This window comes from Pseudomonas sp. HP_08, assembly GCF_055284095.1.
In genome coordinates this window covers 50314-76344 of record NZ_JBTOQC010000006.1, presented here as the reverse complement: position 1 = coordinate 76344, position 26031 = coordinate 50314, and the positions used below count along the sequence as shown (strand labels likewise).

27 protein-coding genes and 1 tRNA gene are annotated in these 26031 nt (G+C 61.5%); 12 read left to right on the top strand and 16 right to left on the bottom strand.

Going from position 1 to position 26031, the window contains the following annotated elements; all coding sequences use genetic code 11:
* The first annotated feature begins 256 nt into the window (after positions 1-256).
* Positions 257-333 (top strand) — tRNA-Arg (locus ACYAS9_RS07325).
* A gap of 80 nt (positions 334-413) precedes the next feature.
* Here ACYAS9_RS07325 and ACYAS9_RS07320 read toward each other — a convergent pair.
* Positions 414-659, bottom strand: coding sequence for a hypothetical protein (locus tag ACYAS9_RS07320; protein WP_459743383.1), 246 nt, complete (start codon positions 657-659; stop codon positions 414-416).
* A 205-nt stretch (positions 660-864) separates the two neighbouring features.
* On the opposite strand from ACYAS9_RS07320, the gene ACYAS9_RS07315 reads away from it, so the two are divergent.
* From ACYAS9_RS07315 to ACYAS9_RS07305, 3 genes are read left to right on the top strand one after another with little or no spacing between them, the layout of a single operon-like run.
* Positions 865-1509, top strand: coding sequence for a hypothetical protein (locus tag ACYAS9_RS07315; RefSeq protein ID WP_463567650.1), 645 nt, complete (start codon positions 865-867; stop codon positions 1507-1509).
* Positions 1506-2210 (top strand): hypothetical protein, encoded by a 705-nt coding sequence (locus ACYAS9_RS07310; protein WP_463567649.1) that lies wholly within the window; start codon positions 1506-1508, stop codon positions 2208-2210. Before ACYAS9_RS07315 ends, ACYAS9_RS07310 begins: the two co-directional genes overlap by 4 nt.
* Positions 2211-2897 carry a PP2C family protein-serine/threonine phosphatase gene (locus tag ACYAS9_RS07305; RefSeq protein WP_463567648.1) on the top strand — a complete coding sequence of 229 codons (687 nt, stop codon included), beginning with the start codon at positions 2211-2213 and terminating at the stop codon, positions 2895-2897. It begins immediately after the preceding gene.
* A gap of 34 nt (positions 2898-2931) precedes the next feature.
* Here the strand turns inward: ACYAS9_RS07305 and ACYAS9_RS07300 are convergent, their stop codons facing one another.
* The 7 genes from ACYAS9_RS07300 to cydD all read right to left on the bottom strand — a co-directional run bounded on the left by ACYAS9_RS07300 (position 2932) and on the right by cydD (position 10648).
* Entirely contained in the window at positions 2932-3255 is a 324-nt protein-coding gene (locus tag ACYAS9_RS07300; protein ID WP_463567647.1) for a RebB family R body protein, read from the bottom strand.
* A gap of 66 nt (positions 3256-3321) precedes the next feature.
* Positions 3322-4320, bottom strand: coding sequence for a 2-hydroxyacid dehydrogenase (locus ACYAS9_RS07295; RefSeq protein WP_463567646.1), 999 nt, complete (start codon positions 4318-4320; stop codon positions 3322-3324).
* Positions 4321-4341: 21 nt separating this feature from the next.
* Positions 4342-4479, bottom strand: coding sequence for a cytochrome bd-I oxidase subunit CydX (cydX, locus tag ACYAS9_RS07290; protein WP_463567645.1), 138 nt, complete (start codon positions 4477-4479; stop codon positions 4342-4344).
* Positions 4480-4492: 13 nt separating this feature from the next.
* Positions 4493-5647, bottom strand: a complete 1155-nt coding sequence (gene cydB / locus ACYAS9_RS07285; protein WP_463567644.1) for a cytochrome d ubiquinol oxidase subunit II — start codon at positions 5645-5647, stop codon at positions 4493-4495.
* A 4-nt stretch (positions 5648-5651) separates the two neighbouring features.
* A complete protein-coding gene (locus tag ACYAS9_RS07280) occupies positions 5652-7256 on the bottom strand; it encodes a cytochrome ubiquinol oxidase subunit I (RefSeq protein WP_463567643.1) in 1605 nt (534 codons plus the stop codon).
* Positions 7257-7289: 33 nt separating this feature from the next.
* The gene (cydC, locus tag ACYAS9_RS07275) at positions 7290-9017 is read right to left on the bottom strand and encodes a thiol reductant ABC exporter subunit CydC (RefSeq protein ID WP_463567642.1); all 1728 of its coding nucleotides are present in this window, start codon (positions 9015-9017) and stop codon (positions 7290-7292) included.
* Positions 9014-10648: a thiol reductant ABC exporter subunit CydD gene (gene cydD, locus ACYAS9_RS07270; protein ID WP_463567641.1), complete on the bottom strand. Its 1635-nt coding sequence runs from the start codon at positions 10646-10648 to the stop codon at positions 9014-9016. The genes cydC and cydD overlap by 4 nt, the downstream gene beginning before the upstream one ends.
* A gap of 316 nt (positions 10649-10964) precedes the next feature.
* Here cydD and ACYAS9_RS07265 point away from each other — a divergent pair, with 316 nt between their 5' ends.
* Together ACYAS9_RS07265 and ACYAS9_RS07260 are read left to right on the top strand one after the other, a co-directional pair.
* Positions 10965-12926, top strand: coding sequence for a methyl-accepting chemotaxis protein (locus ACYAS9_RS07265; RefSeq protein ID WP_463567640.1), 1962 nt, complete (start codon positions 10965-10967; stop codon positions 12924-12926).
* Positions 12927-13011: 85 nt separating this feature from the next.
* On the top strand, positions 13012-13410 hold the full coding sequence (locus ACYAS9_RS07260; RefSeq protein ID WP_463567639.1) for a DoxX family protein: 399 nt from the start codon (positions 13012-13014) through the stop codon (positions 13408-13410).
* Here the strand turns inward: ACYAS9_RS07260 and ACYAS9_RS07255 are convergent.
* Positions 13393-14586 carry a YbfB/YjiJ family MFS transporter gene (locus tag ACYAS9_RS07255; RefSeq protein WP_463567638.1) on the bottom strand — a complete coding sequence of 398 codons (1194 nt, stop codon included), beginning with the start codon at positions 14584-14586 and terminating at the stop codon, positions 13393-13395. The two genes, ACYAS9_RS07260 and ACYAS9_RS07255, sit on opposite strands and share 18 nt — an antisense overlap.
* Positions 14587-14708: 122 nt before the next feature.
* Between ACYAS9_RS07255 and ACYAS9_RS07250 the strand changes: the two genes are divergently transcribed.
* Positions 14709-15584 carry a LysR family transcriptional regulator gene (locus tag ACYAS9_RS07250; RefSeq protein ID WP_463567637.1) on the top strand — a complete coding sequence of 292 codons (876 nt, stop codon included), beginning with the start codon at positions 14709-14711 and terminating at the stop codon, positions 15582-15584.
* On the opposite strand, the gene ACYAS9_RS07245 is transcribed toward ACYAS9_RS07250, so the two are convergent.
* On the bottom strand, positions 15581-17077 hold the full coding sequence (locus tag ACYAS9_RS07245) for a methyl-accepting chemotaxis protein (protein WP_463567636.1): 1497 nt from the start codon (positions 17075-17077) through the stop codon (positions 15581-15583). The genes ACYAS9_RS07250 and ACYAS9_RS07245 overlap by 4 nt on opposite strands.
* A gap of 246 nt (positions 17078-17323) precedes the next feature.
* On the opposite strand from ACYAS9_RS07245, the gene ACYAS9_RS07240 reads away from it, so the two are divergent.
* A complete protein-coding gene (locus ACYAS9_RS07240) occupies positions 17324-18316 on the top strand; it encodes a virulence RhuM family protein (protein WP_463567635.1) in 993 nt (330 codons plus the stop codon).
* Between the two features lie 10 nt (positions 18317-18326).
* Here ACYAS9_RS07240 and ACYAS9_RS07235 read toward each other — a convergent pair whose 3' ends face one another.
* Positions 18327-18995 (bottom strand): haloacid dehalogenase type II, encoded by a 669-nt coding sequence (locus ACYAS9_RS07235; RefSeq protein ID WP_463567634.1) that lies wholly within the window; start codon positions 18993-18995, stop codon positions 18327-18329.
* 51 nt (positions 18996-19046) lie between these two features.
* Here ACYAS9_RS07235 and ACYAS9_RS07230 point away from each other — a divergent pair, with 51 nt between their 5' ends.
* The gene (locus ACYAS9_RS07230; protein ID WP_463567633.1) at positions 19047-19892 is read left to right on the top strand and encodes a GNAT family N-acetyltransferase; all 846 of its coding nucleotides are present in this window, start codon (positions 19047-19049) and stop codon (positions 19890-19892) included.
* A 7-nt stretch (positions 19893-19899) separates the two neighbouring features.
* Here the strand turns inward: ACYAS9_RS07230 and ACYAS9_RS07225 are convergent, their stop codons facing one another.
* Positions 19900-20337, bottom strand: coding sequence for a hypothetical protein (locus ACYAS9_RS07225; protein WP_463567632.1), 438 nt, complete (start codon positions 20335-20337; stop codon positions 19900-19902).
* A gap of 271 nt (positions 20338-20608) precedes the next feature.
* Between ACYAS9_RS07225 and ACYAS9_RS07220 the strand changes: the two genes are divergently transcribed.
* Complete coding sequence (locus ACYAS9_RS07220; RefSeq protein WP_463567631.1) at positions 20609-20929, top strand: type II toxin-antitoxin system RelE/ParE family toxin; 321 nt, start codon at positions 20609-20611, stop codon at positions 20927-20929.
* The gene (locus ACYAS9_RS07215; protein ID WP_463567630.1) at positions 20926-21225 is read left to right on the top strand and encodes a helix-turn-helix domain-containing protein; all 300 of its coding nucleotides are present in this window, start codon (positions 20926-20928) and stop codon (positions 21223-21225) included. The genes ACYAS9_RS07220 and ACYAS9_RS07215 overlap by 4 nt, the downstream gene beginning before the upstream one ends.
* On the opposite strand, the gene ACYAS9_RS07210 is transcribed toward ACYAS9_RS07215, so the two are convergent.
* The 4 genes from ACYAS9_RS07210 to ACYAS9_RS07195 form a co-directional block, all read right to left on the bottom strand.
* On the bottom strand, positions 21210-21719 hold the full coding sequence (locus ACYAS9_RS07210; protein ID WP_463567629.1) for a GNAT family N-acetyltransferase: 510 nt from the start codon (positions 21717-21719) through the stop codon (positions 21210-21212). The two genes, ACYAS9_RS07215 and ACYAS9_RS07210, sit on opposite strands and share 16 nt — an antisense overlap.
* A 205-nt stretch (positions 21720-21924) precedes the next feature.
* Positions 21925-23469, bottom strand: a complete 1545-nt coding sequence (locus ACYAS9_RS07205) for a phosphoenolpyruvate carboxykinase (RefSeq protein ID WP_463567628.1) — start codon at positions 23467-23469, stop codon at positions 21925-21927.
* A gap of 179 nt (positions 23470-23648) precedes the next feature.
* Entirely contained in the window at positions 23649-24554 is a 906-nt protein-coding gene (gene hslO / locus ACYAS9_RS07200; RefSeq protein ID WP_463567627.1) for an Hsp33 family molecular chaperone HslO, read from the bottom strand.
* Positions 24555-24696: 142 nt separating this feature from the next.
* Positions 24697-25104, bottom strand: coding sequence for an RNA-binding S4 domain-containing protein (locus ACYAS9_RS07195; protein WP_463567626.1), 408 nt, complete (start codon positions 25102-25104; stop codon positions 24697-24699).
* A gap of 132 nt (positions 25105-25236) precedes the next feature.
* On the opposite strand from ACYAS9_RS07195, the gene rimA reads away from it, so the two are divergent.
* The gene (rimA, locus tag ACYAS9_RS07190; protein ID WP_463567625.1) at positions 25237-26019 is read left to right on the top strand and encodes a S6 modification regulatory phosphodiesterase RimA; all 783 of its coding nucleotides are present in this window, start codon (positions 25237-25239) and stop codon (positions 26017-26019) included.
* The last annotated feature ends 12 nt before the right edge of the window (positions 26020-26031 follow it).

Here is a 26031-nt window from a genome sequence, read left to right as displayed (position 1 = left end):
TTTATTCGCCGTATCCTGGCGCACGAAGCTTAACAGGCAGGAAGGCTGAACAGGAGCGTTTGAAATCTCAAACGAATCCTAGGGATTGTGGCAGTAAAGGACAATAGGGCGTTCAGAAAAAAGAACGGATTGGCAGCGATGGGCAGGCGCTTTGGGGATGAATGGCAGGTTCAGGCAAGAAAGTGTGCGAAATTGACAACGCATGCTCGCCAGCATGGACGCACGGGCCATTGATGAGTATTATGGCGCCCGCATTGCACCTGTAGCTCAGCTGGATAGAGTACTGCCCTCCGAAGGCAGGGGTCATGGGTTCGAATCCCGTCAGGTGCGCCACATATGTGAAAAAAGGCCCAGGTGAAAACCTGGGCCTTTTTTGTTTGCGTGCATTCAGAAAACGAATAAATCCATCAGACTCACGCAGCGTCCAGCTTCTTGGCCTCATCAACGCCAGCACTGGTCAGCTTGATCGGAAACTCCAGCGCCGAGGTTTTCGGATCGACCGGGGTGCCGTGAATGAAATTCTCGTGCTGGAAACGCCTGATCACTTCCACCACCGCCTTTTCGCCCCGGTAGTTATCCAGGATTTCCTTTCCCAGACCACTGGGATGGGCATGCAGCAGGCGGGTCAGTACTTCGCGTTCCAGTTCTTGATGTTCCATACGTACCTCTGAGTCTGGTGTAGGTATTCGTTGGAAATCTCACAGGCCTTCAAGTGCAGTTTGGCAGACGAACGGTCATTACAAGAGGATTGTCGTGTGGGATTGGCGCGAAATCACACTCCTGAAGTATTTGACAGATGGAGCACATACGCGCCTAGACTGTCCTCAGTCCCAGGACAGCGGACAGCGCCTAGCCGAGATAGAAATGAAGAGTCAAGACGTTCTGTTGTTGATTAAACTGATCTGCCTTGAGCAGGGCGAACGCTTGCAACGCAAACGTGACAACGAAACGCGAGAACTGCTCAAGGATAACGATCCGTATACAGCCGTAAGGTGGCAGGGCTGGGAGGATCAATCAGACCCGGATCCTCTCGTGCATCACGACAGTTATTCCGTTCGAGCGCTGCAAGCTTCACTGGGCATCAGCAAAAGCGAGATTGCCGCTGCACTCAAGCGCTGCCAGCAAATCGGCTTGCTGAGAACAGACCCGCACACCCACTTACCACGGGTCAACAGTAAAGCGCTGCTGGGCTTTATTGAGCATGGCTTGCGCTATGTATTTCCAGTCAAGCCCGCAGAAATTGTCCGCGGCATTCCGACGGGCTTTTCAGCACCGGTCCTGCAGGACAAATTGATGAGCGCCGGTGAGTTGATCCCTGTCTGGCCGGATGCCTACGGTAACCGCAAAGGCCAATCGATTGTCCCGCTGTTCAAGACCGTACCCGGTGCGGTCAAGAAAGATCCGCGACTTTATGAGTATCTGGCACTGATAGACGCGATCCGTCTGGGTAATGCCAGGGAAGCCAACCTGGCCAATAAGATTCTGCGCGAGAAGGTTTTGCAGCCATGAGCTATGCACAAAATATTCAAATGCTTGAAGTCGTTGCTCAGACACTCGGCCCGGAACTTTGCCAGGAAGTCGCCTTCGTAGGCGGCTGTACGACAGCCTTGTTGCTGACCGACGAACTCAGCCGGGAAGACGTGCGTCACACTGACGATGTCGATCTGGTCGTTCATCTGACCGGGTACCCGGAGTGGCAAAAACTGGTCGAACAACTACGACAAAAAGGCTTTCGACAATCGCCGCAGGACGATGTTATCTGCCGCATGCGTCTGGGCGAACTGAAGGTCGACTTCATGCCCGAGGATGCAGACACCGCCAATCTACTAGGCTGCAACAACCGCTGGTTCAAGGACGGACTGGCTACAGCCCAATGGCATGCCCTCCCGAATGAGTGTCGAATCCGCTTGTTCACACCCCCTTATTTCCTCGGCAGCAAGCTGGAAGCCTACAACGGGCGAGGGGCACAGAATCCCCTGGCCAGCCAGGATCTTGAAGATATCCTCAATCTGGTCAACGGCCGTGAGGAACTGCCGGAGGAAGTCGACAGCACGGCTGTCGAGCTGCGCAGCTATCTGGCCAACACATTGGCGCCTCTGCTGGACAACAATGATTTCGGCTACCTGGTGCAAGATGTTGCTCGCGGTGATCCGGAGCGTGAAGAGATTATCTGGCAGCGCTTGCGCCATATCGCCCAAGTGAAAGTCTGAATGCGTGCAGCTCTGCAATGGCATACACGCACGGGCAGCATAACGGCCGACAACCGTGATGCCTTTGCCTGTCTCGAGCTCGAACACGCCAGTCTTTATCTGATCGCCGATGGCAGCAGCAGCCATCCCCAGAGCGGCGAATTGGCTCGCGCCTTACTCGCCTGTCTCATTCAGGAATTCAGCCGATTACCCCTCGCTACTTTGGGCACAGAGCCTCTGACCGCCGCCCTCGTTGACATGATCAGTGCATGTCGGAACACATTACGTGACCAATACCCCACAGCCGCCTGCAGTTATCTGTTGCTGTGCCTGATGGGCGACACCGCTTTCAGCATTCATGAAGGCGACTGCTGTCTTGGGCTTATAACAACTGACAACACGGTCAACTGGCTCAATAACATCCACTGCGAAGCCAACTGGCAGGGCAACCTCAGTCATGCAGAAATTGTTAGGGCACCCTCACGGCACAGGCTGACACGCTGCTTTAGCGCCCGACGGTCTAGCGATCCAGAGATCAGTCACTGGCCTGTCCATCCAACTCAACAGTGGTTGCTGGCAACTGACGGGTTCTGGGCCACCCTTGACGCACAACAGCAACTGCACTTTTTACTCAACGGCGATCTGACCGATCAATACACCGATGACATTAGTTGCTTGAGCGTTATAACCCCAACCGTACAGCCTTGACCCAAGCGCGTTCATCAAATGACCGACAGCTGATTCATTTCGGCGCCTGACCAAACGCCTTGAGCACCGTCAACAAACTGGTCAGGTTATCGGCAATACCCGCTTGCGCCACTGTCTCGGTGCCCTTGGCTCCGGCGCTGGTGTCCAGGTTATAGATCTGCATCACGCCTTGATTGGCCGCGGCCTGGGCCAAGGTGTTCTGTTGCTGCTGCGCCGTGACCGCGTTCTGGAACATGATCGAGGTCGCGTGGGAAACGGACTGGTACAGCGGGCTGAGCGCCATGGCCGGGGCTTCGCTCACGACCTTGACGTTGGACTGGGTAACGGCGTCAGTGATTTGCGGATTTACAGGCTCCATGAATCAAACTCCTCGGCTGCGCAGCTCAATGGATATCCACGTTTGCAAGCGTAGACCTTTTCCCGATCAAACCAACGCGTTCTCACACGCCAGACCCTGCGCAAAACACTGCAAATTATCCAGCGTAATCCCGGCAATCTGCTCCAGTGCTTCAACGGTAAAGAACCCCTGATGCCCGGTAATCAGCACATTGGGAAATGTGGTCAGGCGCAGGAAAACCTCATCGTCAATGTGGTCGCTGGAACGGTCCTTGAAGAACAACTGGCTTTCCTGTTCATAGACGTCGATGGCCAGTGCGCCAAGTTGCCGGGACTTGAGCGCTTCGATCACCGCCAGGGTGTCGATCAGTGCGCCGCGTGAGGTGTTGACCAGCATCGCGCCGGGCTTCATTACGCCCAGGGTTTCGCTGCGAATCAGGTGGCGGGTGTTTTCGGTCAGCGGGCAATGCAGGCTGACGATGTCCGATGCAGCCAGCAAATACTCAAGCGTCACGTACTCGCCCAGTGCCTTGAAAGCCTCGGCCTCGAACGGGTCGAAACCCAGCACCCGACAGCCGAAGCCTTTGAAGATCCGCGCCGTGGCCAGGCCGATCTGGCCGGTGCCGATCAGCCCGACGATCTTGCCGTGCAGGTTGAAACCCAGCAAGCCGTCGAGCATGAAGTTGCCTTCGCGCACGCGGTTGTAGGCACGGTGGGTGTGGCGGTTGAGGGTCATCACCAGGGCCAGCGTGTGCTCGGCCACCGCTTCCGGTGAATAACCGGGCACACGGGCGACGAACAGGCCCAGGCGTCTGGCGGCGTCCAGATCGACGTTGTTGAAGCCTGCACAACGCAACAGGATCGCGCCGACGCCATAGGCCTTGAGCGCTTCGAGTACGGTGACGTCGAGCTGATCGTTGACGAACACGCAAATGGCGTCAAAGCCCTGAGCCAGGGCGACGGTGTCGGCGCACAGGCTCGGGGCGAGGTAAGCGAGCTGAAAGCCCGAGTGTGAAAAATCCCGTTGCAAGGCCTGGTCGAAAAAGCGCCGGTCGTAGGCTTGGGCACTGAACAGGGCAATTTTCATGGGGCAGCTCCGGGTATGGGTTCAACGGTCGTTGTCAGGAATATCACCCAGTAACGAACGGCGCACATCGTTATCTTCAGTCATCTCGAACCACATGCCGTTGAGCACGGCAAAGGCGGCGGCCAGCGGCAGGCCGAGTAGCCAGGCGAAATACCACATACGTCATCTCCTCTTAATAAGCGTGCTTGCTGGGGTCTTCGATACCGGCCACATCGACCTTGCCCCACAGCACTTTGTAGACCCAGGTGGTGTAGGCCACGATCAGCGGCAGGAAGATCGCAGTGCTGACCAGCATGATGAACAGGGTCATATGGCTGCTTGATGAGTCCCAGACGGTCAGGCTGAAGCGTGCATCGACGGTCGACGGCAGGATGAACGGGAACATCGAGGCGCCCACTGAAACGATGATGCCGGCAATGCCCAGGCCGCTGGCCAGGATCGTCAGGTTGTCGCGCCGCGCACGCATCAGCACGAAGGCCAGCAGCATGCCGATAAAGCCCAGCGCCGGCGCAATCAAGGTCCAGCCGTGTTGAGCATAGTTGTGAAACCACACGCCTTCGGCCACCACCGCCGTCTTGTACAGCGGGTTCGACGGGCCGGTCGGGTTGATGCTCGAGGTGATGCTGTAGCCGTCGATCCATTGCCACAACGCCAGGCCCGCCACGGCGTAAAGCACCACGGTCAGCAGCGCGCTGACGCTGCCCACGGCGCGGGCGCGGGCGGCGACGGCGCCATCGGTCTTGATCCGCAGCCAGGCAGCGCCGTGGGTCACCAGCATGCTCACCGACACCAGCCCGCACAGCACCGCAAACGGATTGAGCAGGCCGAAGAAGGTGCCGTCGTAGTGGATGTGCATTTCAGGGGTCAGACGAAACGGCACGCCGATCAGCACGTTGCCCACCGCCACGCCGCAAATCAGCGCCGGCACGAAGCCGCCGACGAACAGCGCCCAGTCCCAGGCGTTGCGCCAGGTTTTCGACTCGCGCTTGCTGCGGTATTTGAACGCGACCGGGCGCAGGATCAGCGCCACCAGAATCACGAACATCGCCAGATAAAAGCCGGAGAATGACACCGCATACAACTGCGGCCAGGCGGCGAAGATCGCGCCGCCGCCGAGCACCAGCCAGACCTGATTGCCTTCCCAGGTCGGGCCGACGGCGTTGATGATCGTGCGCCGCTCGATGTCGGTCTTGCCAATGAACGGCAGCAGCGCGCCGGTGCCCAGGTCGAAGCCGTCCATCACGGCAAAGCCGACCAGCAGCAGGCCGAGCAGCACCCACCAGATGACACGCAAGGTGTCGTAGTTCAGCAACTCATGGAGGATCATGGGTTTACTCCGCAGGCTTGAAGACAGGTTGACGGGTGGCCACCGAGGCCAGGCTCGGCCTGGCGCTGTGCAGCTGTTCCGGCTCAAGGTCCGGGCCGTGTTTGATCGCCTTGATCATCAATTTGAGCTCGATCACCAGCAGCACGCTGTAGATCGCGACAAAGCCTGCGATGGTCAGCAACAGGGTCTTGACCCCAAGATTGGAGACCGCCACGGCGGTGGGCAGCACGCCTTCGATGACCCACGGCTGACGACCGTATTCAGCCACCAGCCAGCCGGCCTCGATGGCCACCCACGGCAGCGGAATCGCGCACACCGCCAGCTTCAGCAACCAGCGATGCTGCTCCAGGCGATGACGCGCCGACAGCCAGAAGAACACCGCCGTCAGCACAATGAAAAACATGCCCAGCGCAACCATGACCCGGAACGACCAGAACAGCGGCGCCACTTGCGGCACGGTGTCCCAGGCGGCCTTGGCAATCTGTGCATCGCTGGCCTGGCGTGGATCGTCGACATAACGCTTGAGCAGCAAGGCGTAGCCCAGCTCGCTGCCGTTGGCCTCGAAGGCCTCTTTAAGCGCCGGTGAAATGGTGGTGGTCGAGCCTTCGGCGCGGATGTTTTCCAGCGCGTCGTAGGCCAGGATGCCACGACGGATACGCGCCTCGGCGCTGACCACCAGCTCCTTGATGCCCGGCATTTCAGTGTCGAGCGAACGGGTGCCGATCAGGCCCATGACCCACGGAATGTGAATCGCGTAATGGGTTTCCCGCGCGTCCTGGTCAGGGAAACCGATGGCGGTAAACGCGGCCGGCGCAGGCTCGGTTTCCCACATGGCTTCGATGGCGGCCAGCTTCATTTTCTGGTGTTCGCTGGACAGGTAGCCGCTCTCGTCACCCAGCACCACCACCGACAACGAAGCGGCCAGGCCGAAGGAGGCGGCCACGGTCATCGAGCGCTTGGCCAGATCGACGTGCCGGCCCTTGAGCAGGTACAGCGCCGAGATGCCCAGCACGAAGATCGCGCCGCAGACATAACCGGCCGACACGGTGTGGACGAACTTGGCCTGGCCGACCGGGTTGGTCAGCACGGCATAGAAATCGCTGACTTCCATGCGCATGGTCTGCGGGTTGAAGGCGGCACCCACCGGGTTCTGCATCCAGCCGTTGGCGATCAGAATCCACAGTGCCGAGAGGTTGGTACCCAGCGCCATCAGCCAGGTCACGACCAGATGCTTGACCCGGCTCAGCTTGTCCCAGCCGAAGAAAAACAGACCGATGAAGGTCGCCTCGAGAAAGAACGCCATCAGCCCTTCGATGGCCAGCGGCGCGCCGAAGATGTCGCCGACATAGTGGCTGTAATAGCTCCAGTTCATGCCGAACTGAAACTCCATGACCAGCCCGGTGGACACGCCGATGGCGAAGTTGATGCCGAACAGCGTGCCCCAGAAGCGGGTCATCTGCCGCCAGATCACCCGGCCGGTCATCACGTAGATGGTTTCCATGATCGCCAGCAGGATCGACAGCCCCAACGTCAGCGGCACGAATAAAAAGTGATAGAGCGCGGTCAGCGCGAACTGCAATCGCGACAGACTGACGATGTCCAGGTCCATGCCATTTTCCTCTAAGGGGTTACATTCAAATCATCAAAAACGGGTTGTTGAGTCGGGACACTCAGTCGGGCGTAGCCCGGCCAGTACGGCGTTGTATCCACCACTGCCGCGTGGCCACTGGGCGACGATGCGTCCGCCGTGCAGCACCAGCAGGCGGTCGGCCAGCCTGGCCTCGCGGCGCAAATGTGTGGCCAGCAACCAGGCGCGGCCCTTGCCCTGGCGGCTCAGTTGATCGAGCACCTCGCGGGCGGTGTCGGCGTCGAGCCCTTCGCTGGGTTCGTCGAGCAGCCACAGCGGTGCCTCGCGCAACAGCAGCCGCGCCAGCGCCAGACGCCGGGCCTGACCGCCGGACAGGCCAAGGCCACCCTCGCCCAGCGGCGTATCGAGGCCATCGGGCCAGGCGCGCAGGGCATCGGCCAGCCCGGCGTTGCGCAGGGCCTGCCAGAGTTGTTCATCGCAGGCATCCGGGCAGGCCAGCAGCAGGTTGTCGCGCACGCTGTCCTGAAATAATTCCGTGCGCTGGGTCAGCCAGCCGTGGGCACCGTTGACCCGCAAGGTGCCGGTACGCGGTTGCAGTTCGCCGGTCAGCAAAGCCATCAGCGATGACTTGCCCGCGCCGCTGCTGCCCACCAGCGCCACCCGCTCGCCGGCCCGAATGTGCAGATCAATGCCGTGCAGGCAGTCGTGCGCCGCGCCCGGATGGCGGACCTGAACCTGCTGCAGTTGCACCTGGCACTCGGCGGCCTGCGGCTCGCAGGGCGTTGTCGTTTGCAAGCCGGCATTCAGTTGCGGGCCGATGCGGCGGGCCGCCAGCGTGGTGCGGCCCAGTTCCAGCGCGCCACGACGCAGGGCGGCCAGCGGCTCGGTCATGGTCAGCGCGACCAGCACCGCCAACACGGCGACCGGCACCTCAATGACGTTGATCGACACCAGCCAGCCGCTGACCAGCAAGGTCAACGCCAGCAACACGTTGCCCAGCAGGCCGAAGGCGACTGCGGCGCGGTTGTCCAGGCGGTTGAGCCGGTCATCGAAGTCCGCCAGGCGCGCATCGGTGTGCTGGATCAGCTGGCACTGCGCAGCCAGTCGTCCAGCCATCAGCAAGTCGGTCTGCCCCGCCACCAGGTCGGCGGTCTGCGCGCGCAAGGTCTCAGTGGCACGCGCCCGTGCCTGCGCCGGGCGCAACGAACCCAGCCAGGTGCTGCGCAGCACGATGAATGTGGTCAGGCTCATCAACAGCAGCACGGCAAGGCCGAGCCCGGCATGGATCAGCCCCAGTGCGAGGGCCGCAGCCAGCGTCGCGGCGAGCGCCGCCAGCAGCGGCACCAGCACGCGCAAGTACAAGGCGTCCAGTGCATCGATATCGCACGTTAGCCGGAACAACAAACGCGCCGGGCGCAGGGCCAGTTCCCGCGCGGCCTGCGGCTGCGCCCAGCCCAGAAACAGCCGCACGCGCAACGCCGCCAGTACCGCCAGGGTCGCATCGTGGGTCGCCAGCCGTTCGCCGTAACGGGCGACGGTGCGCCCCAGGGTGAACAGGCGAATACCTGCCGAGGGCATGAACACATCGAACGCCAGCGCGGTGGCCACGCTCAGGCCGGCAATCGCCGTGGCGCTGATAAACCAGCCCGACAAACCCAGCAAGGCCATGCCGAACAACACCGTGACGGCGGCCAGCGCCGCACCGGCCAGCAGCAGGCCGCCGCGCTCAAGCCAGAACAGCCGCGCGATCGGCAACAACGTCTTGAGCGGGCGAAGGCTCATGGCAGCACCTCATCAAGTTGCAGAGCCGGTCGAACCGGCTGACTTAGCGCCCGCATCGACACCTGACGCTGCATCGCGGCCGTCAGCAACGGGTCGTGGGTGGCGACAATCAGCGTGCGGCCCTGCGCCAGTTGCAACAGTGCCTGAGTGACTTCAAGTGCGGTCTGGCGGTCCAGGTGCGCGGTGGGTTCATCGGCCAGGATCAGGCGGATCGACGGATCAGCCGCGACCCGCGCCAATGACAGGCGCAGCGCTTCGCCACCCGATAGGCCGAGCCCGCCCTCGCCCAGCGTCTGGCCTGCGCGGGCCTGCTCGACCTGCGCAAGACACGCCTGGGCCAGCGCGGCATCGACGGCCTCGCGCCCCACACCGGGGCGTCCCAGCGCCACGTTGTGTTGCACAGACCCTGCAAAGATATGTGGCTTCTGGCCGATCCAGCCCACGTAACCTGACGCGACGTTGAGACTCAGGCGGCCGGCCTGCAAGGGCAACAGCTCGGCCATCGCCGCCAGCAACGTCGACTTGCCACTGCCGCTGGGCCCGGTGATCGCCAGGTGTTCGCCCTTGGCCACCCGCAACGACAGATGCTCGAACGCAGGCGCCGCCGCCCCCGCATGGCTGACGCTGGCATCCTGCAAACAGACCATCAACGCAGGCGTTTGCAGGTCGGCCGGCGCGCTGGGCGGCAAGGCGGTACCGCGCTCGCTCAGCTCACGCAGTGCCTGCAAGGCGGTCTCCCCGGCGGCGCGGTCGTGCCAGACCGCCGACAGGTCGCGCAACGGCTCGAAAAAGCTCGGCGCCAGCAGCAGCACAAACAGACTCTGGCCCAGGCTCAAGGTCTGGCCCCAGGCACCGAACGGCAGATAACCCAGCAGATGAAAACCGATGTACACCGCCACCAGCGCCACGCCCAGTGCCGAGAACAGCTCCAGCACCGCCGAGGATAGAAAGGCGATGCGCAGCACGCGCATCGTGCGCTGACGCAGCGACAGCGCCGAGGCCTGCAAGCGCTCGGCGGTGGCATCGACGGCGTCGAAGGCGCGCAAGGTGGTCAGCCCGCGCAAGCGATCAAGCAGAAAAGCATTCATGCCGCCCATCTCGACCCACTGCGCCTCGCTGGCAGCCTTGGCGCGCCAGCCCACCAGGGCCATGAACAGCGGAATCAGCGGTGCGGCCAGCAGCAAGACCAATGCGGCGACCCAGCTGTACCAGGCCACGACCAGTACGATCACCAGAGGCAAGGTCATCAGCCGCTGCCGCACCGGCAGGTAGCGCAGCAGGTAAGGCAACAGCGCTTCGGCCTGCTCGGCCAGCACGCTGGCCGCCAGCCCCGACGGCGCGCGCCGGGTGTCCAGCGGCGAACGACTGGCCAGCGCAGTGACCGCCTGCTGGCGCAAGGCGCTCAGGTACCGGCGCGCGGTGCGGTACAGCAAGCGCCCGCCCCAGGCATCGCTCAGCGTGCGCAACACGCCCAGCACCAACAGCGCTGCGGCCGCCGGCCAGACCACCGCCATGCCGCGCCCGTCGAGCAACCCTTGCACCGTCCACGCCAGCACGCCGGCCTGCACCAGCCACAGCAGCCCGGCCAGGGTTTGCAAGCCCGCGCCCCAGCGGCTGGGCTGGTAATCCATCCAACTGTTGCTCGGTCGGGCGTTGGAAGTACCGCGAGGGCTGGCAGTTTTCACAAGTGGCCACTGGGTTGACTGAAGAAGGTGCAGGCGACGCCGGACAGGCCGGTCGCTGCTGCACGCATGCTAAGCCAGCGGGGTTTATCGATTACTGATCCAGGTCAATGGCGAATTGCCAGCCAGCATTGCAGACTGCGCCGCCTGTCGCGCCGGGCGGCGATCGTGCGGGCATGCTTATCGCATCCTGCAATGCAACACCCGGCAATCGTTAGATTCTCTTCAAGCACGCAATGCGTACGCACCAAAAGGCGACACACCCATGCTCAGGAATGCACCGTTACGCACCAAGCTGCTGTTGATCCTCCTTTTGCCGCTGCTGGGTTTCCTGTGGCTGGCCACGTTGTTTGTGGTCGATAACTACAAGACCCTGCGCGACATGAACAGCACCGTGACCGCCAGCACCACGGCGCATCAGATCAGCCGCCTGATCACCTCGCTGCAACGCGAGCGCGGCGCCAGCGGTGTGTACCTGAGCAGCAAGGGCCGCTCGATGGCCGACCGGCTCAAGAGCATTCGCCAGGAAACCGATCAGGCATTCAAGGCCACCCAGGCGCTGGCCAACAGCGACAGCGCAGCACTCGACAAGGCGCTGGGCGCGCTGCAAAACCTGGCCGACACGCGCCAGCAGATCGATGTACTGAGCATGACCAGCACCGATTCCGGCGCCCGTTATACCCAGACCATCCAGACCCTGGTCGGTTATACCCACTCGCTGGAAGCGAGCATCAATGAGCCGTCGATCATTCATGCCCTGAGCGCGCTCAACCAGTTCATCGAGATGAAAGAGCGCGCCGGCCGCGAGCGGGTAATCCTCGGTCTGGTGTTCAGCCAGGATCACTTCGATGCCGCGCTGCTGTCACGCTTCAGCCGCAACCTGGGCGAATTCACCGCCTACGCAGAAAACTTCCGGCGCAAATCCCCCGCCGACCTGCTGCGCCAGCTCGATGCCAGCCTGCAAGACCCCAGCGCCCTGGAAGTGGCGCGGCTGCAGCGCCTGGCCTTCGAGTTGCCGCTGGGCCAGCCCTTGGGCATCAAGGCCGAAACCTGGTTCGAAACCGCGACCAAACGCATCGACCTGATGAGTGAGGTGGAAGAAGCGCTGGGCAATAACGTCGGCGAACTGGCCGCACACGAACGCGACCAGGCCAGCCGCGCCTTGTGGCTGACGCTGGGCGCCGTGCTGTTTGCGTTGCTCGCCTTGACGGTGCTGTCGTACCTGATCATCCGCATGATCAACGTCGCCGTCAGTGACGTGAACGGCGTGCTGCTCAACCTGTCGCAACGCGACCTGACCGCACGGGCGAGTTACCAGAGCCGCGACGAATTCGGGCAGATCTGCACCAACCTCAATCGCATGGCCGAGGAAATCACCGGCATCGTTCAGGAAATCAGCAACGCCACCGCGCAAGTGGCGACGGCGGCCGAAGAGTCCTCGGCGGTCACCGTGCAGACCAGCCGCAGCGTCGAGCAACAGCGCCAGAGCACCGAACTGGTGGCCACCGCAATCACCGAAATGAGCACCACGGTGCGCGATGTGGCCCGCAGCACCGGCGATGCGGCGCAGCTGTCGCAGCAACTCAACCAGAACACCGCACAAGGCAGCAGCGAAGTGCAAAACACCATCGAACTGATTCACCAATTGTCCAGCCAGGCGCAAGACACGGCGAAGATCATCGGCGAGCTCAAGCAAGAGAGCGACTCGATTTCCTCGGTGCTGGATGTGATTCGCGGTATCGCCGAGCAGACCAACCTGCTGGCCTTGAACGCCGCCATCGAAGCCGCCCGCGCCGGCGATCACGGCCGCGGCTTTGCCGTGGTCGCCTCGGAGGTGCGCACCCTGGCGCAGAAGACCCAGGAGTCCACCGGCAATATCCAGCAGATGATCACCCGGCTGCAGACCGGCTCCGACCGCGCCACCAGCTCCATGCAGGACACCCTCGACAAGGCCCAGGCCGGCGCCCGCAACATCGGCCGCGCCGGCGACCTGCTGGCCGAAATCGCCGAAGGCGTGTCGAGCATCAGCGACCGCAACATCCAGATCGCCTCGGCCGCCGAAGAACAAAGCGCGGTGGCCGACGACATCAGCCGCAACGTCAACGAGATCAACGACCTGGTGATCCAGGTCAGCGCCGGCGCACAACAGACCGCCGTCACCAGCCAGGAACTGGCGCGCCTGGCCGAGTACCAGCAAGAGCTGGTGGGACGGTTCAAGATCGGCTGAGTCGGCTGCGACAGCACATGCGCTCAATCATTGCCCCGCCGCTCACCGCCATAGTCCAGCGCTCATTCACTCATGAGCGCCTGCCATGTTTCCCACACGATCTCTGGCCCCTGGCCTGTTGTTCATGCGCGTCAGTGCCGCGTTGCTGATGTTCAAGCTGCACGGTCTGCCGAAACTGCTCAACTGGAGCAACGAGCTGCAGAATATCGACGACCCTTTGGGCCTGGGCCCACACATCACGTTGCTGGCGGCGCTGTTCGCGCAGATTCTGTGCCCGTTGCTGATCATCCTCGGCATCGCCACGCGCCTGGCCTGTGTGCCGATTCTGTTTCTGTTGCTGGTGGCGCTGTTGGTGGTGCATCCGGACTGGAGCCTGGAGCAAGGCCAGTTCGGCTGGCTGTTCATCGTGTTGTTTGCCAGCATCGCCCTGACCGGCCCAGGCCCATGGGTGATCAAGCAGCCCGCCTCATGGCGCAGGCTTTGACAGAAAATCGATCAGCAAGGCCAGGACGATGGCAGCCGTGGCCACGCCGAACAGCGTGCTGTAGTGGCCGCCGCTGAAGGCGAACAGCGCCGAGTAGCCATACCCTGCCAGCGCCTGAAAGCTGGCGAACGACACGGTGGCACGGCTCCAGGTGGCGTTCTGTGCCTGATGGCCAGGCACCAGTTGGTGTACCCGCGCCAGGGCCAGCGGCACGATGCCCGGCGGGAACGAGCCGATCACCAGCGCCGCAGCGCCCAGCCAGTGCAACCCGGTGCTATTGAGCAAGACGCCCAGCGCGACCAGCTGCGCCAGCAACACCAGACGAATGCCCCGGCGCGCGCCGAGCCGGTCAGCCAGCAGCCCGTACAACACCGGCCCCAGAATCGCGCCGACGCCGTACAGCGACCAGATCACCGCCGCGCTGTGCGTGCCGGCACCCAGGCCACGGCTGATGTAGTCGACCAGGAACATCATCGGCGCGACCAGCGAGGCGGCCATCAGCGCGTATTGCGCGAACAGCACTTTGACGTTGGTCGGGGTGCGAGAGGCGGCCGCCGCGCTGGCAGGCCGGGCATGGGTTTCGCTGTGCGCAGGCTCTTGTGGCCAGCCGGACCAACTGCTCAGGCTCAGCAACAAGGCCACGATGCCCAGCCCGATCCAGGTCTGCGCCAAGCCAAAGGACAACAGCCACGGCACCAGCGAACCGGCGCCGGCAATGCCGACACCGATGCCGAGAAAGATCGCGCCACTGGCCAGGCCCCGGCGTTGCGGCGCCACATGCGGCAGGATGGTGCTGGCCGCCAGGACCATGATGATCCCGCCGGCAATGCCGGACATCAGCCGCCAGGCGAAGAACCAGACCACCGACAGCGGCAGCGCACAGGCAAAGAACGCCAGCGTGACCAGCACCATCATGGCCCGCAACACGGTGGTACTCGACCACCTGGCCGCCAACGGGCGACCGGCCAGCGCGCCGATCAGGTAACCGGCGAGGTTAGCGGCGCCCAGATACACCACCGCAGATGCAGAAAACCAGTGCGCCTCGATCAGCGCCGGAATCAGCGGCGTGTAGGCAAAACGGGCCAGGCCGATGCCGACCAGGCTGGCGCACAGCCCGGCCCAGATCGGTAACCATAAGGGCCCTTGTGCAGCGTGATGAGTGGTGGATGAGTGCATGACAGCCTCTTGCCCGCAGGCAACCAATTAACGTAATGAGACGATCATACCGCTGGCTTTCGATGAAATAATGCAGCGATTTTCAACGCTTTATCTGCAAATTTGCATCAGGAGAAAACCCCATGAATTGGGACGATGCGCGCATCTTTCTGGCCCTGTGCCGCGAGCACACCCTGCGGGGGGCGGCACGGGTGCTGGCGGTGGATCAGGCCACCGTCGGCCGGCGCCTGACTTCGCTGGAACAGGCACTGGGCGCCACGCTGTTTCTGCGTATCAGCGGCGGCTACAGCCTGACGCCGGCCGGCGAAGCGGCGCAGACCACGGCGCTGGCCATGGAGGCGGCCACTGCCGACCTGCAGCGGCGCATCATGGGCATGGACCAGCGCATGAGCGGCGTGGTGCGGGTAACCACCACCGACTCGTTCGCCAGCGACTTCATCATTGCCGCGCTGGCACGTTTGCATCAGGTGCATCCTGGTATCGAGGTGCAATTACAGACCTCGCCGCAAGTCATGGACCTGACCAAGCGCGAAGCCGACATTGCGGTGCGCCCGATCAAGCCGCAAAACCCCGACCTGGTGGCGCGGCGCATCGTGCGCTGGGGCAGCGCGCTGTTTGCCTCTGCCGATTACCTTCAGGCGCGGGGCACGCCGGAGCCGGGCAGCGCATTCGCCGGCCACGACCTGGTGGTGTATCAACCGTATCTGGACAGTGGCCGGGAAGTGACCTTGAGCGGCGAACCGATCACCCACGGGCGCATCGCGATGACCTGCACCTCTGGGCTGATGGTCCGCCAGGCGCTCGCCGCCGGCCTCGGTATCGGCGAGTTGCCCATGCCGCTCGCCCTTAACGCCGGGCTACAACCGGTGTGGCCTCAGCGCGAGCCGCTGCCCTACGAGGTCTGGCTGGTGACCCATCAGGACTTGCGGCACACCGCGCGGGTAAAAATGGTCATCGACGCCATGGTTGCCGCGTTCATCGACCACCCTGAAACCTAACGGTGGAAGGTCTGCCCCAGCGTCTCCAGGCGCATGGCCAATGGCGGCAGGCGCTGGCTGCTCTGGGCCAGGACTTCGATGTTGGCCGCGGTGTGTTCGGCGATGCTCTGTACCGATCCCAACTGCTCGGCGATGGTTTGATTGAGGCAGGAATGCTCATCGGTGGTCGCGGCGATGCGCCCGTTAAGCTCGGTGATCGAACCGATGCCGGTGCCCACCGCCTTGAGTGAGGCCGAGGCGCGCTGGCTGTCCTGCACGCAGCGGCCGACGCCCTCGCGGCTGTCATGCATGGCCGTGGCGGCCTGGCGACTGCCCTGTTGCAAGGCATCGATGATGGTATGGATTTCCCGGGTCGACACGGCGGTACGCTGGGCCAGGTTGCGCACCTCATCGGCGACCACGGCAAAACCCCGGCCCTGCTCGCCGGCACGCGCGGCTTCGATGGCCGCATTGAGGGCCAGCAGGTTGGTCTGGTCGGCAATGCTGCTGATCACTTCCAGCACCTTGCCGATCTGCTCGGACTGACTGGCCAGCGACTGCACGGTCTCGTCGGTGAGATTGATCGACGCCGCCAGCCGGCCGATTTCCTCTTGCGCCCGCTCGACACTGGCGCGGCCATGGGTGACCTGCTCATGGGCGGCGCTGGCCTGTTCCACGGCCTGGGCAACATGGCTGGAAATTTGCCGCATGCCCTCGCCCATCAGTTGCATGGCGTCGGTCACCTGAGCAATCTGGGCCAGTTGCTGACGGGCACCGGTTTCCAGCGTGGTACTGGCCTGGGCCAGATCGTTGCCCAGCTTGCCCAGGCCACGGGTGTCGCGCACCACGCCGTCGACCAGCCCGGTGATTTGCTGCAAGAAGCTTTCGAAACGCTGCACCAGCGGCACGTGCAGGCGGTTGCGCGACTCACCGGAATCCCCGGTGGTCAGCCGCGAGGCGGTCGCCAGCATCTTGTCGAGCATGTCCTGGTTTTCCACAGCCTCGGCCTGGTTGTGCCAGGCGAGGTACATGAGAATCGCCGTTTCGACCACGACATACAGGGCATGCACCACCACCACGCCCCAGCCGCCGCCGTGGTGCATGACGTACACCGGAAAACCGGCGTTATGCAGGGCATGGAAGGTCACGTGATGAACCGCGATCACCAGCGCCGCGATCAGGATCGGCAACCAGTCACGATAAAAGGTCAGCACCGCGAGCAGCACGAAGATGCCGAAGTGAATCTCGATCATTCCGCGCGCCTGGTTGATGTGCAACGCCGCCATGATCATCAGGCCGACAGCAAAGCCACAGCGCGTCAGGCGGCTGCCGGCACTGCTGCGGTACAACGCACTGAGCACCAGCGCCGTGCCACCGCCCACGACGATGGCCTGACCGAACGTGTCGTACCAGAAAGCCAGCCCCAACGCCGTGAGAAACGACAACCAGATCAGGCTGAGCATGATGCGGTCAGCCTTGCAGTAATGTTCGTGAAAACGTGGAGCCGAATTCATCAGTGCACTCCCTGCGATCAACCGGAAACAAGGCCTGCGTCTATTGCGCAGTGGTTCAGCGACGTAACAGCTGGAGCAGAATGGCGAGCATAGTGCATCGCGCAAGGTTGAGCATGGCAAGGTGCTATGAATTATGGAAGAGGCCATGGACAAAGACATTGCGGTACATAGCTATCGTGCTGTAGCGCATCACTGGCAGTAATATGACGATCCACAGACCGATGGCTAGGAGATCTTGACTTGAGCATGGCCAATGAACTGATTCTCTACAGCACCGAGGACGGTCTGGCGCAGCTCACCTTGCGTCAGATGCAAGGGCAGATCTGGCTGACACAGCTGGAAATGGCTGAGTTGTATCAGACCAGCAAGCAGAATATCGGCAAACACGTCCAAGCGGTGATCGCTGATGGCGAATTGATTACAGCGGCAGTTGTAAACCAGAAGTTTACAACTGCCGCTGATGGCAAGGATTATCTGACCCAACTCTACGCACTTCCCATGATTATCGCCGTCGGCTATCGGGTACGCTCCACCCGTGGCACCCAATTTCGCAAATGGGCAACGCGCACCCTCAGCGAATATTTGCACAAAGGGTTTGTGATGGACGATGCGCGACTCAAGGAACCTCGTTGGGACTACTTCGATGAGCTGCTTGAGCGTATTCGCGACATACGCGCATCGGAAAAACGCTTCTACCAGAAAGTACGTGATCTTTTGGCCCTGACCGAGGATTACCGGGCCAATGAACAGGACACCACACAACTGTTTGCCGAAGTTCAGAACAAACTGTTTTTCGCCGTTACCGGGCGTACGGCAGCCGAACTGATCGTCGAACGCAGCGATGCCAACGCACCGAACATGAATCTGCAGAGCTTCAAAGGTTCGCGTGTACGCAAGGCTGATGTGGTGGTGGCCAAGAACTATCTTAATGCCGAAGAGTTGGATCAGCTCAACCGGCTGGTCAGCTTGTTCCTGGATTTCGCCGAGTTACGCGCACGGCAACGCGAGCATTTGCAATTAAGCGACTGGAGGCAGTACATCGACAAATTCATGGCTTTCAATGAGCAGCCACTGTTGAGTTCGGCCGGCAGCATCAGTCATGAGCAAATGAAAGAACAGGCTCATGAGCGCTACGAGCAGTTCGATCGACAGCGTCGTAGCGTTGAATCCAAAGAAGCTGACCTCCATGAGCTAGCTGAGCTCGAGCGCCTGGAAAAGCGTCTGCGCGACCGTACCTGACCTCCCGTACTTACAACCCCACTAACCCCGGCAAGCCGCCGATATCGCTGATCTGCCGGTAGCCGTAAACGCTGTTGGCCGGCTGTTCATGCCCACGGGCGACGAACACCTTGTGGGTGATGTTCATGTCATGGGCCGGGAACAGGTCGTAGCGAAAGCTGGACGACACATGCAGGATGTCTTGCGGGCCGCAGCCGAGGTTGTCGAGCATGTATTCGAAGGCTGCCAGGCGCGGCTTGTAGGCGCGGGCCTGTTCGGCGGTGAAGACCTTGTGGAACGGTGCGCCGAGTTTTTCGACGTTGAACAGAATCTGGCTGTCGCTGGCGTTGGAGAAGATCACCAGCGGGATCCTGTCGGCAATCCTGGCCAGGCCCGCCGGCACATCCGGGTGCGGGCCCCACTCGGGTATGGCGTCATACAGCGCCTGGCCTTCGCCACGGTACTCGATGCCCCAGCGCTTGCAGGTGCGGGCCAGGGCTTGCTTGATGATCTGGTCGTAAGGTATCCAGTCACCCTTGACCTGATCGAGCCGGTAGGCGGCAAAATCCTTGATAAAGGCGTCCATGCGCGACACCGTTACCCGGTCGGCAAACAGCTCGCGGGTCATCGGGCTCATGTGAAAGCGGGTCAAGGTGCCGTAGCAGTCGAAGGTGATGAACTTGGGGCGTAGAACGCTCATGGCGGCTCCTGAGTCATTGAAAACAATTGCCCATGCTAGAAGAAATCAACCATGCCTGCTGCTGTAGCCGTACGTCCCATGACCCTCGCCGACCTTGAGCAAGCGCATGCGTTGTCGCAAGCATTGAACTGGCCGCACCGCCTGCAAGACTGGGCCTTGCTGCAGCGCGTGGCGCAGGGTTTTGTTGCCGAGCATGACGGCCAGGTGATCGGCAGCGCCTTTGCCTGCCATCAGGGCGATTTTTCGAGCATTGGCCTGGTGATCATTGATCCGCACTGGCAAGGCCAGGGGCTGGGCCGACGCTTGATGCAACAGGCCGTGGCCGGCGCCGCACCGCGCACGGCCATCCTCAATGCCACGCCAGAAGGCGTGCCACTGTACACGCGCATGGGCTTTACCGCGTTTGGCGAAGTGAGCCAGTTTCAGGGGCCGGCGCAGCGGCCTGCCTGGCCGGCGCTGCAAGCGAGCGAGACATGCCGCGATGTGCATGAAACGGACTGGCCCGCCGTGCTGGCGCTGGCCAATGCCGGCAGCGGCCTGGTGCGCAACGCGGTGCTTGACGCGCTAAAGCCGGATATTCGCCATGCGCTGGTGATTGAGCGCGACGCTCGATTGCAGGCTTTCGCCCTGTTGCGCACCTTTGGCCGCGGCCTGTGCCTGGGGCCTGTGATCGCGCAAAACACCGATCAGGCACGGCACCTGATTGGCCGCTTGCTGGCCAGCGTCCCGGGCGCGTTCGTGCGCATCGACATTCTCGGCGACACCGGGCTGGCCGACTGGCTGCCAAGCGCAGGCCTGAGCCAGGTCGACCACACCGTCTCGATGAGCAACGGCCGCATCCCTCAGCCGAAACCAGGTGTGCGGCCGTTTGCCGTGATCACCCAGGCGCTGGGCTAAAGCGTGGTTACTTGGCAGGCTGCTGCAAGTAATCGGTCAGAAAGTGCTGGGCATTGCCCTCGCTGGACAGCGCTTCGTCATAGCTCAGCGAAATCATCTGCGGCTCGCCGGGCACATACAGCTCGCCGTGATTGCCCTGGATGATCATCGCCACGTACGGCTTGCCGTCGACTTCGGTGGAGTAGCGGGTATCCTTGCTGGTCTTGGCGACGCTCATCTTCTGAATACGTTTGTTCCAGTCGGCATCGACGCCATTGATCTCGACCAGCGCCTGATTGGCCGAGCGCTCGTCATAACGCAGCGTCCAGACCTTCACGCCTTGCGTGCCCGAGTAAGCGACAACCCGATCGCCAACCGGCGGACGCGGCGCTTCGGTTTCGGCCAGCGCGCCGGTTGTCATGCACAGGCCCAGAATCAGCGCCGCCCAGTTCCTTTTTACCAACATCGTATGGTCCTTTTTTGATCGAAGGTGCCCGGTCAGGGTTTGAAGGAGTAGGACCGGATTGAGGAAGGAAAAATCCACCTCAAGAGGAATGCGTATCAAAAAAGAGAATTCCCCCACAGAAAGTAGCGCGTCGTCTCATTTTTACCTTGGCCGAACCCTCTTAAAGTGGCGCCCTCACTCAGGTAGTCAGTGCTTTGCAGCCAAGAAACTGAATACATCCCTCTCACTCAGACGACATTTTAAATAGTGCGTCAGAGGCGTACACTCGACCATGATTTTCATCGAGACACCAGTGTTTACCAAGCGCGTAAAAGAGCTGCTTGAAGAAGACGCCTACAGCTCCCTGCTTGAAGAGTTAGTAAAAAATCCAGCAAGGGGAGTCGTAATTGAAGGTACAGGCGGTGTCCGTAAAATTCGAATTGCATCGAGTGGTCATGGGAAACGCGGTGGCGCGAGAGTGATTTACTACCACTTCGTGTCAGCCTCGCAAATCGCGATGCTCATGATTTATCAAAAAAGTGAAAAACATGATCTGACCGCTGACGAACGCAAGTCATTGAAGGTCATGATCGAGAGATGGAGTCAACCATGAGCAAGTTTTTTGAAGATCTGATGGAGAGCGTTCAGCAGATGGATGAAATCGTTCGTGGCGAGCGTCAGCCCTCGCGCGAATTCACGGTAGATGCCCTGCAAGTAAAAGGGATCCGCCAATCGACAGGCCTGTCGCAGGCAAGATTCGCTGCGATGATTGACGTTCAGGTGGGTACGTTGCGCAACTGGGAACAAGGGCGTAGAGAACCGGCAGGCCCTGCCCGAGCACTGCTCAAAGCCATTCACAATGATCCTGAAAATGTTCTCAAAGCCTTAGCGGGTCAATCCATTGGCTGATCCAGCTGCAAAATATAGAACTTGCTGTCCACCGCCATCAGCGGAAAGCTGGCCGGCAGATCAGCCTTGGGCACTTCGATAAAGCCGTGCTTTTCATAGAAGCGATGAGCCGCGAGGAATTTGTCGGTGGTGCCGAGCAGGATCTCCCGGACGCCTTTGCTTCTGGCGTCTTCGAGCAGACGGCCCAGCAGTTGCGCGGCCACGCCATATTCGCGGCCGCGAAAGGCCGCTGCGACGAACATCTTGCGCAGCGCCGCCTGGCCGTTACCGATGTCTTTCAGGCCAATGGTGCCAACCACTGTTTTGCCCTGCCGGGCGACCCAGAAATCCCCGGTGCCGTGCTGGTAGAAATCGGGAATGGCTTTAAGGTCCGGTTGATCATCGGCGGTGATGGCGATGCCGAACTCTTCACGCTGGATCGGCACGATTACTTCGATGACGCCTGCCTGGTCGGCCGGTTCGAAGCGCTGGATGTAAATCACAGAAGTGTGCAAGAGGCTGTCCTCAGGGCTCGCTGAATGAGTGCCGGGCATTGTTCCAGACAGGTCGGGGAGTCGACAAGATGAAGCTGGCCTGCGTGTTTACAGGCCTGTCTGGCGCAGGTTGTTTAATTACAACGCCCGTTTGGCCTGCCAGGCCACCGCTGTCGCACCCAATAAAAAACCGCTCCGAAGAGCGGTTTTTTTCAGCCAGCTGAAATTACAGCTGTGGACCGGCTGCCTTGATGGCGTCGCTCACGTCGAACTTCTTGAAGTTCTCGGTGAACAGGCCAGCCAGGCCTTTGGCCGCTGCGTCGTAGGCCGCTTTGTCTTCCCAGGTGTTGCGTGGGTTGAGCAGAACGGTGTCGACGCCCGGAACGGCTTTCGGCACGTCCAGGTTGATGATGTCCAGGTGCTCGGTCTCGGCACCGATCAGCGCGCCGCTCTGGATCGCTGCGATCACGCCACGGGTGGTCGGGATGTTGAAGCGCTTGCCGACGCCGTAGCCACCGCCGGTCCAGCCGGTGTTGACCAGGTAGACCTTGGAGTTGAAGCCACGGATACGCTTGATCAGCAGTTCTGCGTAAACGCCCGCAGGACGTGGGAAGAACGGTGCGCCGAAGCAGGTGGAGAAGGTCGACTTGATGCCTGGGCCCGAGCCCATTTCAGTCGAACCGACCAGTGCGGTGTAACCCGACAGGAAGTGGTAAGCCGCTTGTTCTTCGCTGAGGATCGACACAGGCGGCAGGACGCCGGTCAGGTCGCAGGTCAGGAAGATCACAGCGTTTGGCTCGCCGCCGAGGTTTTTCGGCGCGCGTTTTTCGATCAGTTCGCGTGGGTAGGCCGCGCGGCTGTTCTGGGTCAGGCTGTCGTCGGCGTAGTCGGCTTGCTTGGTGGCCGGGTCCAGTACGACGTTTTCCAGTACGGCGCCGTGCTGGATGGCTTTCCAGATCACAGGCTCGTTCTTCTCGGACAGGTCGATGCACTTGGCATAGCAACCGCCTTCGATGTTGAACACCACGCCTTCGCCCCAGCCGTGTTCGTCATCACCGATCAGGTAACGGCTTTCATCGGCCGACAGGGTGGTCTTGCCGGTGCCCGACAGACCGAAGAACAGGGTGACGTCGCCTTCTTCGCCCATGTTGGCGGCGCAGTGCATTGGCAGCACGTCGACGGCAGGCAGCAGGAAGTTTTGTACCGAGAACATCGCTTTCTTCATTTCGCCGGCGTAACGCATGCCTGCGATCAGCACTTTCTTGGCGGCGAAGTTGATGATCACGGTGCCGTCGGAGTTGGTGCCGTCACGCTCAGGCTCGCAGACGAACCATGGCGCGTTGAAGATCTGCCACTCGTCCTTGGCGCCTTCGTTGTAGGTCTCGGGATTGATGAACAGGCAACGGCCGAACAGGTTGTGCCAGGCGGTCTCGGTGGTCATCTTGACCGGCAGGTAGTGAGCAGGGTCGGAACCGACATGCACGTGGGAGACAAAACGCTCGCGTTCGGCCAGATAGGCGCCGACGCGGTCCCACAGGGCGTCGAACTTGTCGGCCGGGAACTTGCGGTTGATCGGGCCCCAGGCGATGGCGTCCTGAGTGCCGGCTTCTTCAACAATGAAACGATCCACCGGAGAACGGCCGGTACGATGGCCGGTTCTCACCACCAGGGCGCCAGTGTCGGCAAGTTCGCCTTCGCCACGGGCAAGGGCTTCCTTGACCAGGTCGTCGATGCTCAGGTCGGTGTACACAGCGTTGTTGGTTTGCGTCATGAGGGTCCCCGTCGGCCTGAGGCCGAGTGCTCCAAACGGTTTTGTAGTAAAAAAACAACCACTACTACAGCCAAAAGTGGGCCGGATTATGCCAGAAATGCCCGGAAATGATAGAACCCTCCTGTCAGAACAGTATTACCGTAGTGCGAGGGTTCAATCAGCGGCAAAGCAATAAGGAATCAGTGGCGAGTGCTGGATGGCGTGTCGACGCCGCCGCCTGCGAACAGCTGGGCGACATCGGTGCTGTCGAACAGATAGCGCTCGTTGCAGAACTGACAATCGACTTCTACAGACCCGCCATGCTCGGCCACCAGCAGTTGGGCATCTTCCAGGCCCAGGCTGACTAGCGCGTTGCCCGAACGCTCACGCGAGCAGCTGCAACGAAAGCAGATCGGCTGAATATCGAACAGGCGCACCGGGTCCTGGTGGTAGAGGCGGTGCAGCAGGGTTTCGTTGTCCAGGCTCAGCAGTTCTTCGGTGCTCAGGGTGTCGGCCAGGGTCACCACGTGCTCCCAACTGGCGGCACGCTCGTCGGCGTCGGGAATACGCGCCACAGGCAGTTGTTGCAGCAGCAGGCCGCGCGCGCGCTGGCCGTCGGCCTTGAGCCAGAAGCGGGTACCCAGTTGCTCGGACATCACGAAGTAGTTGGACAGGCTTTCCGAGAGGTCGGCGCCGTCCAGATCAACGATGCCCTGGTAACGCTTGCCCTGGCGCGGGTCGATGGTCAGCGCCAGCGAGCCGTCGGGCATCAGTTCTTGCAGGCCGGCATTGTCGTCGCCGATCAGGTCTTCGTCGTAGCGGGCGATGCCGCGCAGCTCACGCTCGCTGGAGCACTCGACCATCAGCAACGGCACCGCACCGCTGGAGCGCGCCTGCAGGATCAGCAGGCCGTCGAACTTGAGGGTACCGACCAGCAAGGCCGCCGCCGCCATCAGCTCGCCCAGCAGGCGCGCGACCGGCGCAGGATAGGGATGGCGGGCCAGCACTTCGGCGTAGCTTTGGTCCAGGCCGACCAGTTCGCCGCGCGCATCGTTCTCGTCGAAGAGGAAACGCTGGGTGAAATCGATGTTCGGTAAATCTTGCATAAGAAAATGATCTTCGATGAAAAGAGGGAATGCCGCACGGTTCAACGCCGTCGCTGCACAATGAGGGCATTTTAGGGGCTGCGCGGCGCGGGCGTCAGCTCAATTGAATTAATGTTGTTTATCGATGCCGGCGGCGTCCGGTTCATTCGCTGGACTGACCATCGCGAAACTCGAAGAACTGACGGCGCTGCTTCTTGGTCGGACGCCCGTCGGTGGTCACGCCCTGGTGGCCGGCCTTGCGCAGCGCGGCTGCGGCCTCACGGCTGGCGATGCTCTGCGGGGTTTCGCTGTACAGCGTTTGCGCCTCCGGAGCGCCACGGCGCACTGCCGAAAGCGCCTCGACCACCACCGTACGTTCGTCAAAGCCGGTGCGGATCTTGAACTCGTCGCCGATGCGCGGTTCTTTACCGGGCTTGCAGCGTTCGCCGCGCCAGTGCACCTTGCCACTCTCGATGGCAGCTTTTGCCAGCGCCCGGGTCTTGTAGAATCGCGCTGCCCACAGCCATTTATCCAGTCTGATCTTGTCGTCTTCTTCAGGCTTTTGTGCCATATGAATTCCTTTTGTGCGTGACAGTCTGAACGCTAGAGCGTCCTGTGTTATCGGGAACATGAAGCAACCGAACACAAACTGTCAAAACCAGCCATCCGGAATTTGCCAGCCTGCCCACCCTGGAGGTGCCCCATGACCGATTTTCCAGCTTCACTGACGACCCCGAAAGCGGGCTGCCAGGGATGCACGGGTAGCCCTGCTCTGGATTTTTCATTCGAGTACGCCTACCAACCCATCGTTGATTTACGTGATAACTCGATTTTTGCCCATGAAGCGCTGGTGCGCGGCCCTCACGGCGAAGGCGCACACACGGTGCTGAGCCAGGTCAACGACCAGAACCGCTACCGCTTCGACCAGGCTTGCCGCGTGGCAGCCATCGAGGGCGCGGCGCAACTGGGCATGACCGAGCGCTTGTCGATCAACTTTTTGCCCAATGCCGTGTATCGTCCCGAGCTGTGCATCCGCAGCACGCTGGAAGCAGCCCGGCAGCATGACTTTCCGATTGAACGATTAATATTTGAAACAGTAGAGGGCGAATATCTCGCCGACGTCGGGCACTTGCAGAATATCCTGCGCCAATACCGCGAGTTCGGCTTCATGACCGCCATCGACGATTTCGGTGCCGGCTATTCCGGGCTCACGTTGCTGGCAAATTTTCAGCCGGACCTGATAAAGCTCGACATGGCGCTGATTCGCGATATCCACCGTGATCGCGCGCGTCAGGCTATCGTTCGCGCAGTGGTGCAGATGTGCAGCGACCTGGGCGTCACGGTGATTGCCGAGGGCATAGAACACAGTGAAGAACGGGATTTTCTCGCCGATTGCGGCATTTTTCTGATGCAGGGTTACTGGTTCGCCAGACCTGCATTCAAAGCCTTGGCCAAGGTTGCGCCTGGCGCCTGGCAAACGTCCTGAGCCGTACGGAAT

Excerpts from the sequence above, each read along its gene's own strand:
- ACYAS9_RS07320 (WP_459743383.1), bottom strand. The coding sequence starts at position 659 with ATGGAACATCAAGAACTGGAACGCGAAGTACTGACCCGCCTGCTGCAT.
- ACYAS9_RS07315 (WP_463567650.1), top strand. The coding sequence starts at position 865 with ATGAAGAGTCAAGACGTTCTGTTGTTGATTAAACTGATCTGCCTTGAG.
- ACYAS9_RS07310 (WP_463567649.1), top strand. The coding sequence starts at position 1,506 with ATGAGCTATGCACAAAATATTCAAATGCTTGAAGTCGTTGCTCAGACA.
- ACYAS9_RS07305 (WP_463567648.1), top strand. The coding sequence starts at position 2,211 with ATGCGTGCAGCTCTGCAATGGCATACACGCACGGGCAGCATAACGGCC.
- ACYAS9_RS07300 (WP_463567647.1), bottom strand. The coding sequence starts at position 3,255 with ATGGAGCCTGTAAATCCGCAAATCACTGACGCCGTTACCCAGTCCAAC.
- ACYAS9_RS07295 (WP_463567646.1), bottom strand. The coding sequence starts at position 4,320 with ATGAAAATTGCCCTGTTCAGTGCCCAAGCCTACGACCGGCGCTTTTTC.
- cydX (WP_463567645.1), bottom strand. The coding sequence starts at position 4,479 with ATGTGGTATTTCGCCTGGCTACTCGGCCTGCCGCTGGCCGCCGCCTTT.
- cydB (WP_463567644.1), bottom strand. The coding sequence starts at position 5,647 with ATGATCCTCCATGAGTTGCTGAACTACGACACCTTGCGTGTCATCTGG.
- ACYAS9_RS07280 (WP_463567643.1), bottom strand. The coding sequence starts at position 7,256 with ATGGACCTGGACATCGTCAGTCTGTCGCGATTGCAGTTCGCGCTGACC.
- cydC (WP_463567642.1), bottom strand. The coding sequence starts at position 9,017 with ATGAGCCTTCGCCCGCTCAAGACGTTGTTGCCGATCGCGCGGCTGTTC.
- cydD (WP_463567641.1), bottom strand. The coding sequence starts at position 10,648 with ATGGATTACCAGCCCAGCCGCTGGGGCGCGGGCTTGCAAACCCTGGCC.
- ACYAS9_RS07265 (WP_463567640.1), top strand. The coding sequence starts at position 10,965 with ATGCTCAGGAATGCACCGTTACGCACCAAGCTGCTGTTGATCCTCCTT.
- ACYAS9_RS07260 (WP_463567639.1), top strand. The coding sequence starts at position 13,012 with ATGTTTCCCACACGATCTCTGGCCCCTGGCCTGTTGTTCATGCGCGTC.
- ACYAS9_RS07255 (WP_463567638.1), bottom strand. The coding sequence starts at position 14,586 with ATGCACTCATCCACCACTCATCACGCTGCACAAGGGCCCTTATGGTTA.
- ACYAS9_RS07250 (WP_463567637.1), top strand. The coding sequence starts at position 14,709 with ATGAATTGGGACGATGCGCGCATCTTTCTGGCCCTGTGCCGCGAGCAC.
- ACYAS9_RS07245 (WP_463567636.1), bottom strand. The coding sequence starts at position 17,077 with ATGAATTCGGCTCCACGTTTTCACGAACATTACTGCAAGGCTGACCGC.
- ACYAS9_RS07240 (WP_463567635.1), top strand. The coding sequence starts at position 17,324 with ATGGCCAATGAACTGATTCTCTACAGCACCGAGGACGGTCTGGCGCAG.
- ACYAS9_RS07235 (WP_463567634.1), bottom strand. The coding sequence starts at position 18,995 with ATGAGCGTTCTACGCCCCAAGTTCATCACCTTCGACTGCTACGGCACC.
- ACYAS9_RS07230 (WP_463567633.1), top strand. The coding sequence starts at position 19,047 with ATGCCTGCTGCTGTAGCCGTACGTCCCATGACCCTCGCCGACCTTGAG.
- ACYAS9_RS07225 (WP_463567632.1), bottom strand. The coding sequence starts at position 20,337 with ATGTTGGTAAAAAGGAACTGGGCGGCGCTGATTCTGGGCCTGTGCATG.
- ACYAS9_RS07220 (WP_463567631.1), top strand. The coding sequence starts at position 20,609 with ATGATTTTCATCGAGACACCAGTGTTTACCAAGCGCGTAAAAGAGCTG.
- ACYAS9_RS07215 (WP_463567630.1), top strand. The coding sequence starts at position 20,926 with ATGAGCAAGTTTTTTGAAGATCTGATGGAGAGCGTTCAGCAGATGGAT.
- ACYAS9_RS07205 (WP_463567628.1), bottom strand. The coding sequence starts at position 23,469 with ATGACGCAAACCAACAACGCTGTGTACACCGACCTGAGCATCGACGAC.
- hslO (WP_463567627.1), bottom strand. The coding sequence starts at position 24,554 with ATGCAAGATTTACCGAACATCGATTTCACCCAGCGTTTCCTCTTCGAC.
- ACYAS9_RS07195 (WP_463567626.1), bottom strand. The coding sequence starts at position 25,104 with ATGGCACAAAAGCCTGAAGAAGACGACAAGATCAGACTGGATAAATGG.
- rimA (WP_463567625.1), top strand. The coding sequence starts at position 25,237 with ATGACCGATTTTCCAGCTTCACTGACGACCCCGAAAGCGGGCTGCCAG.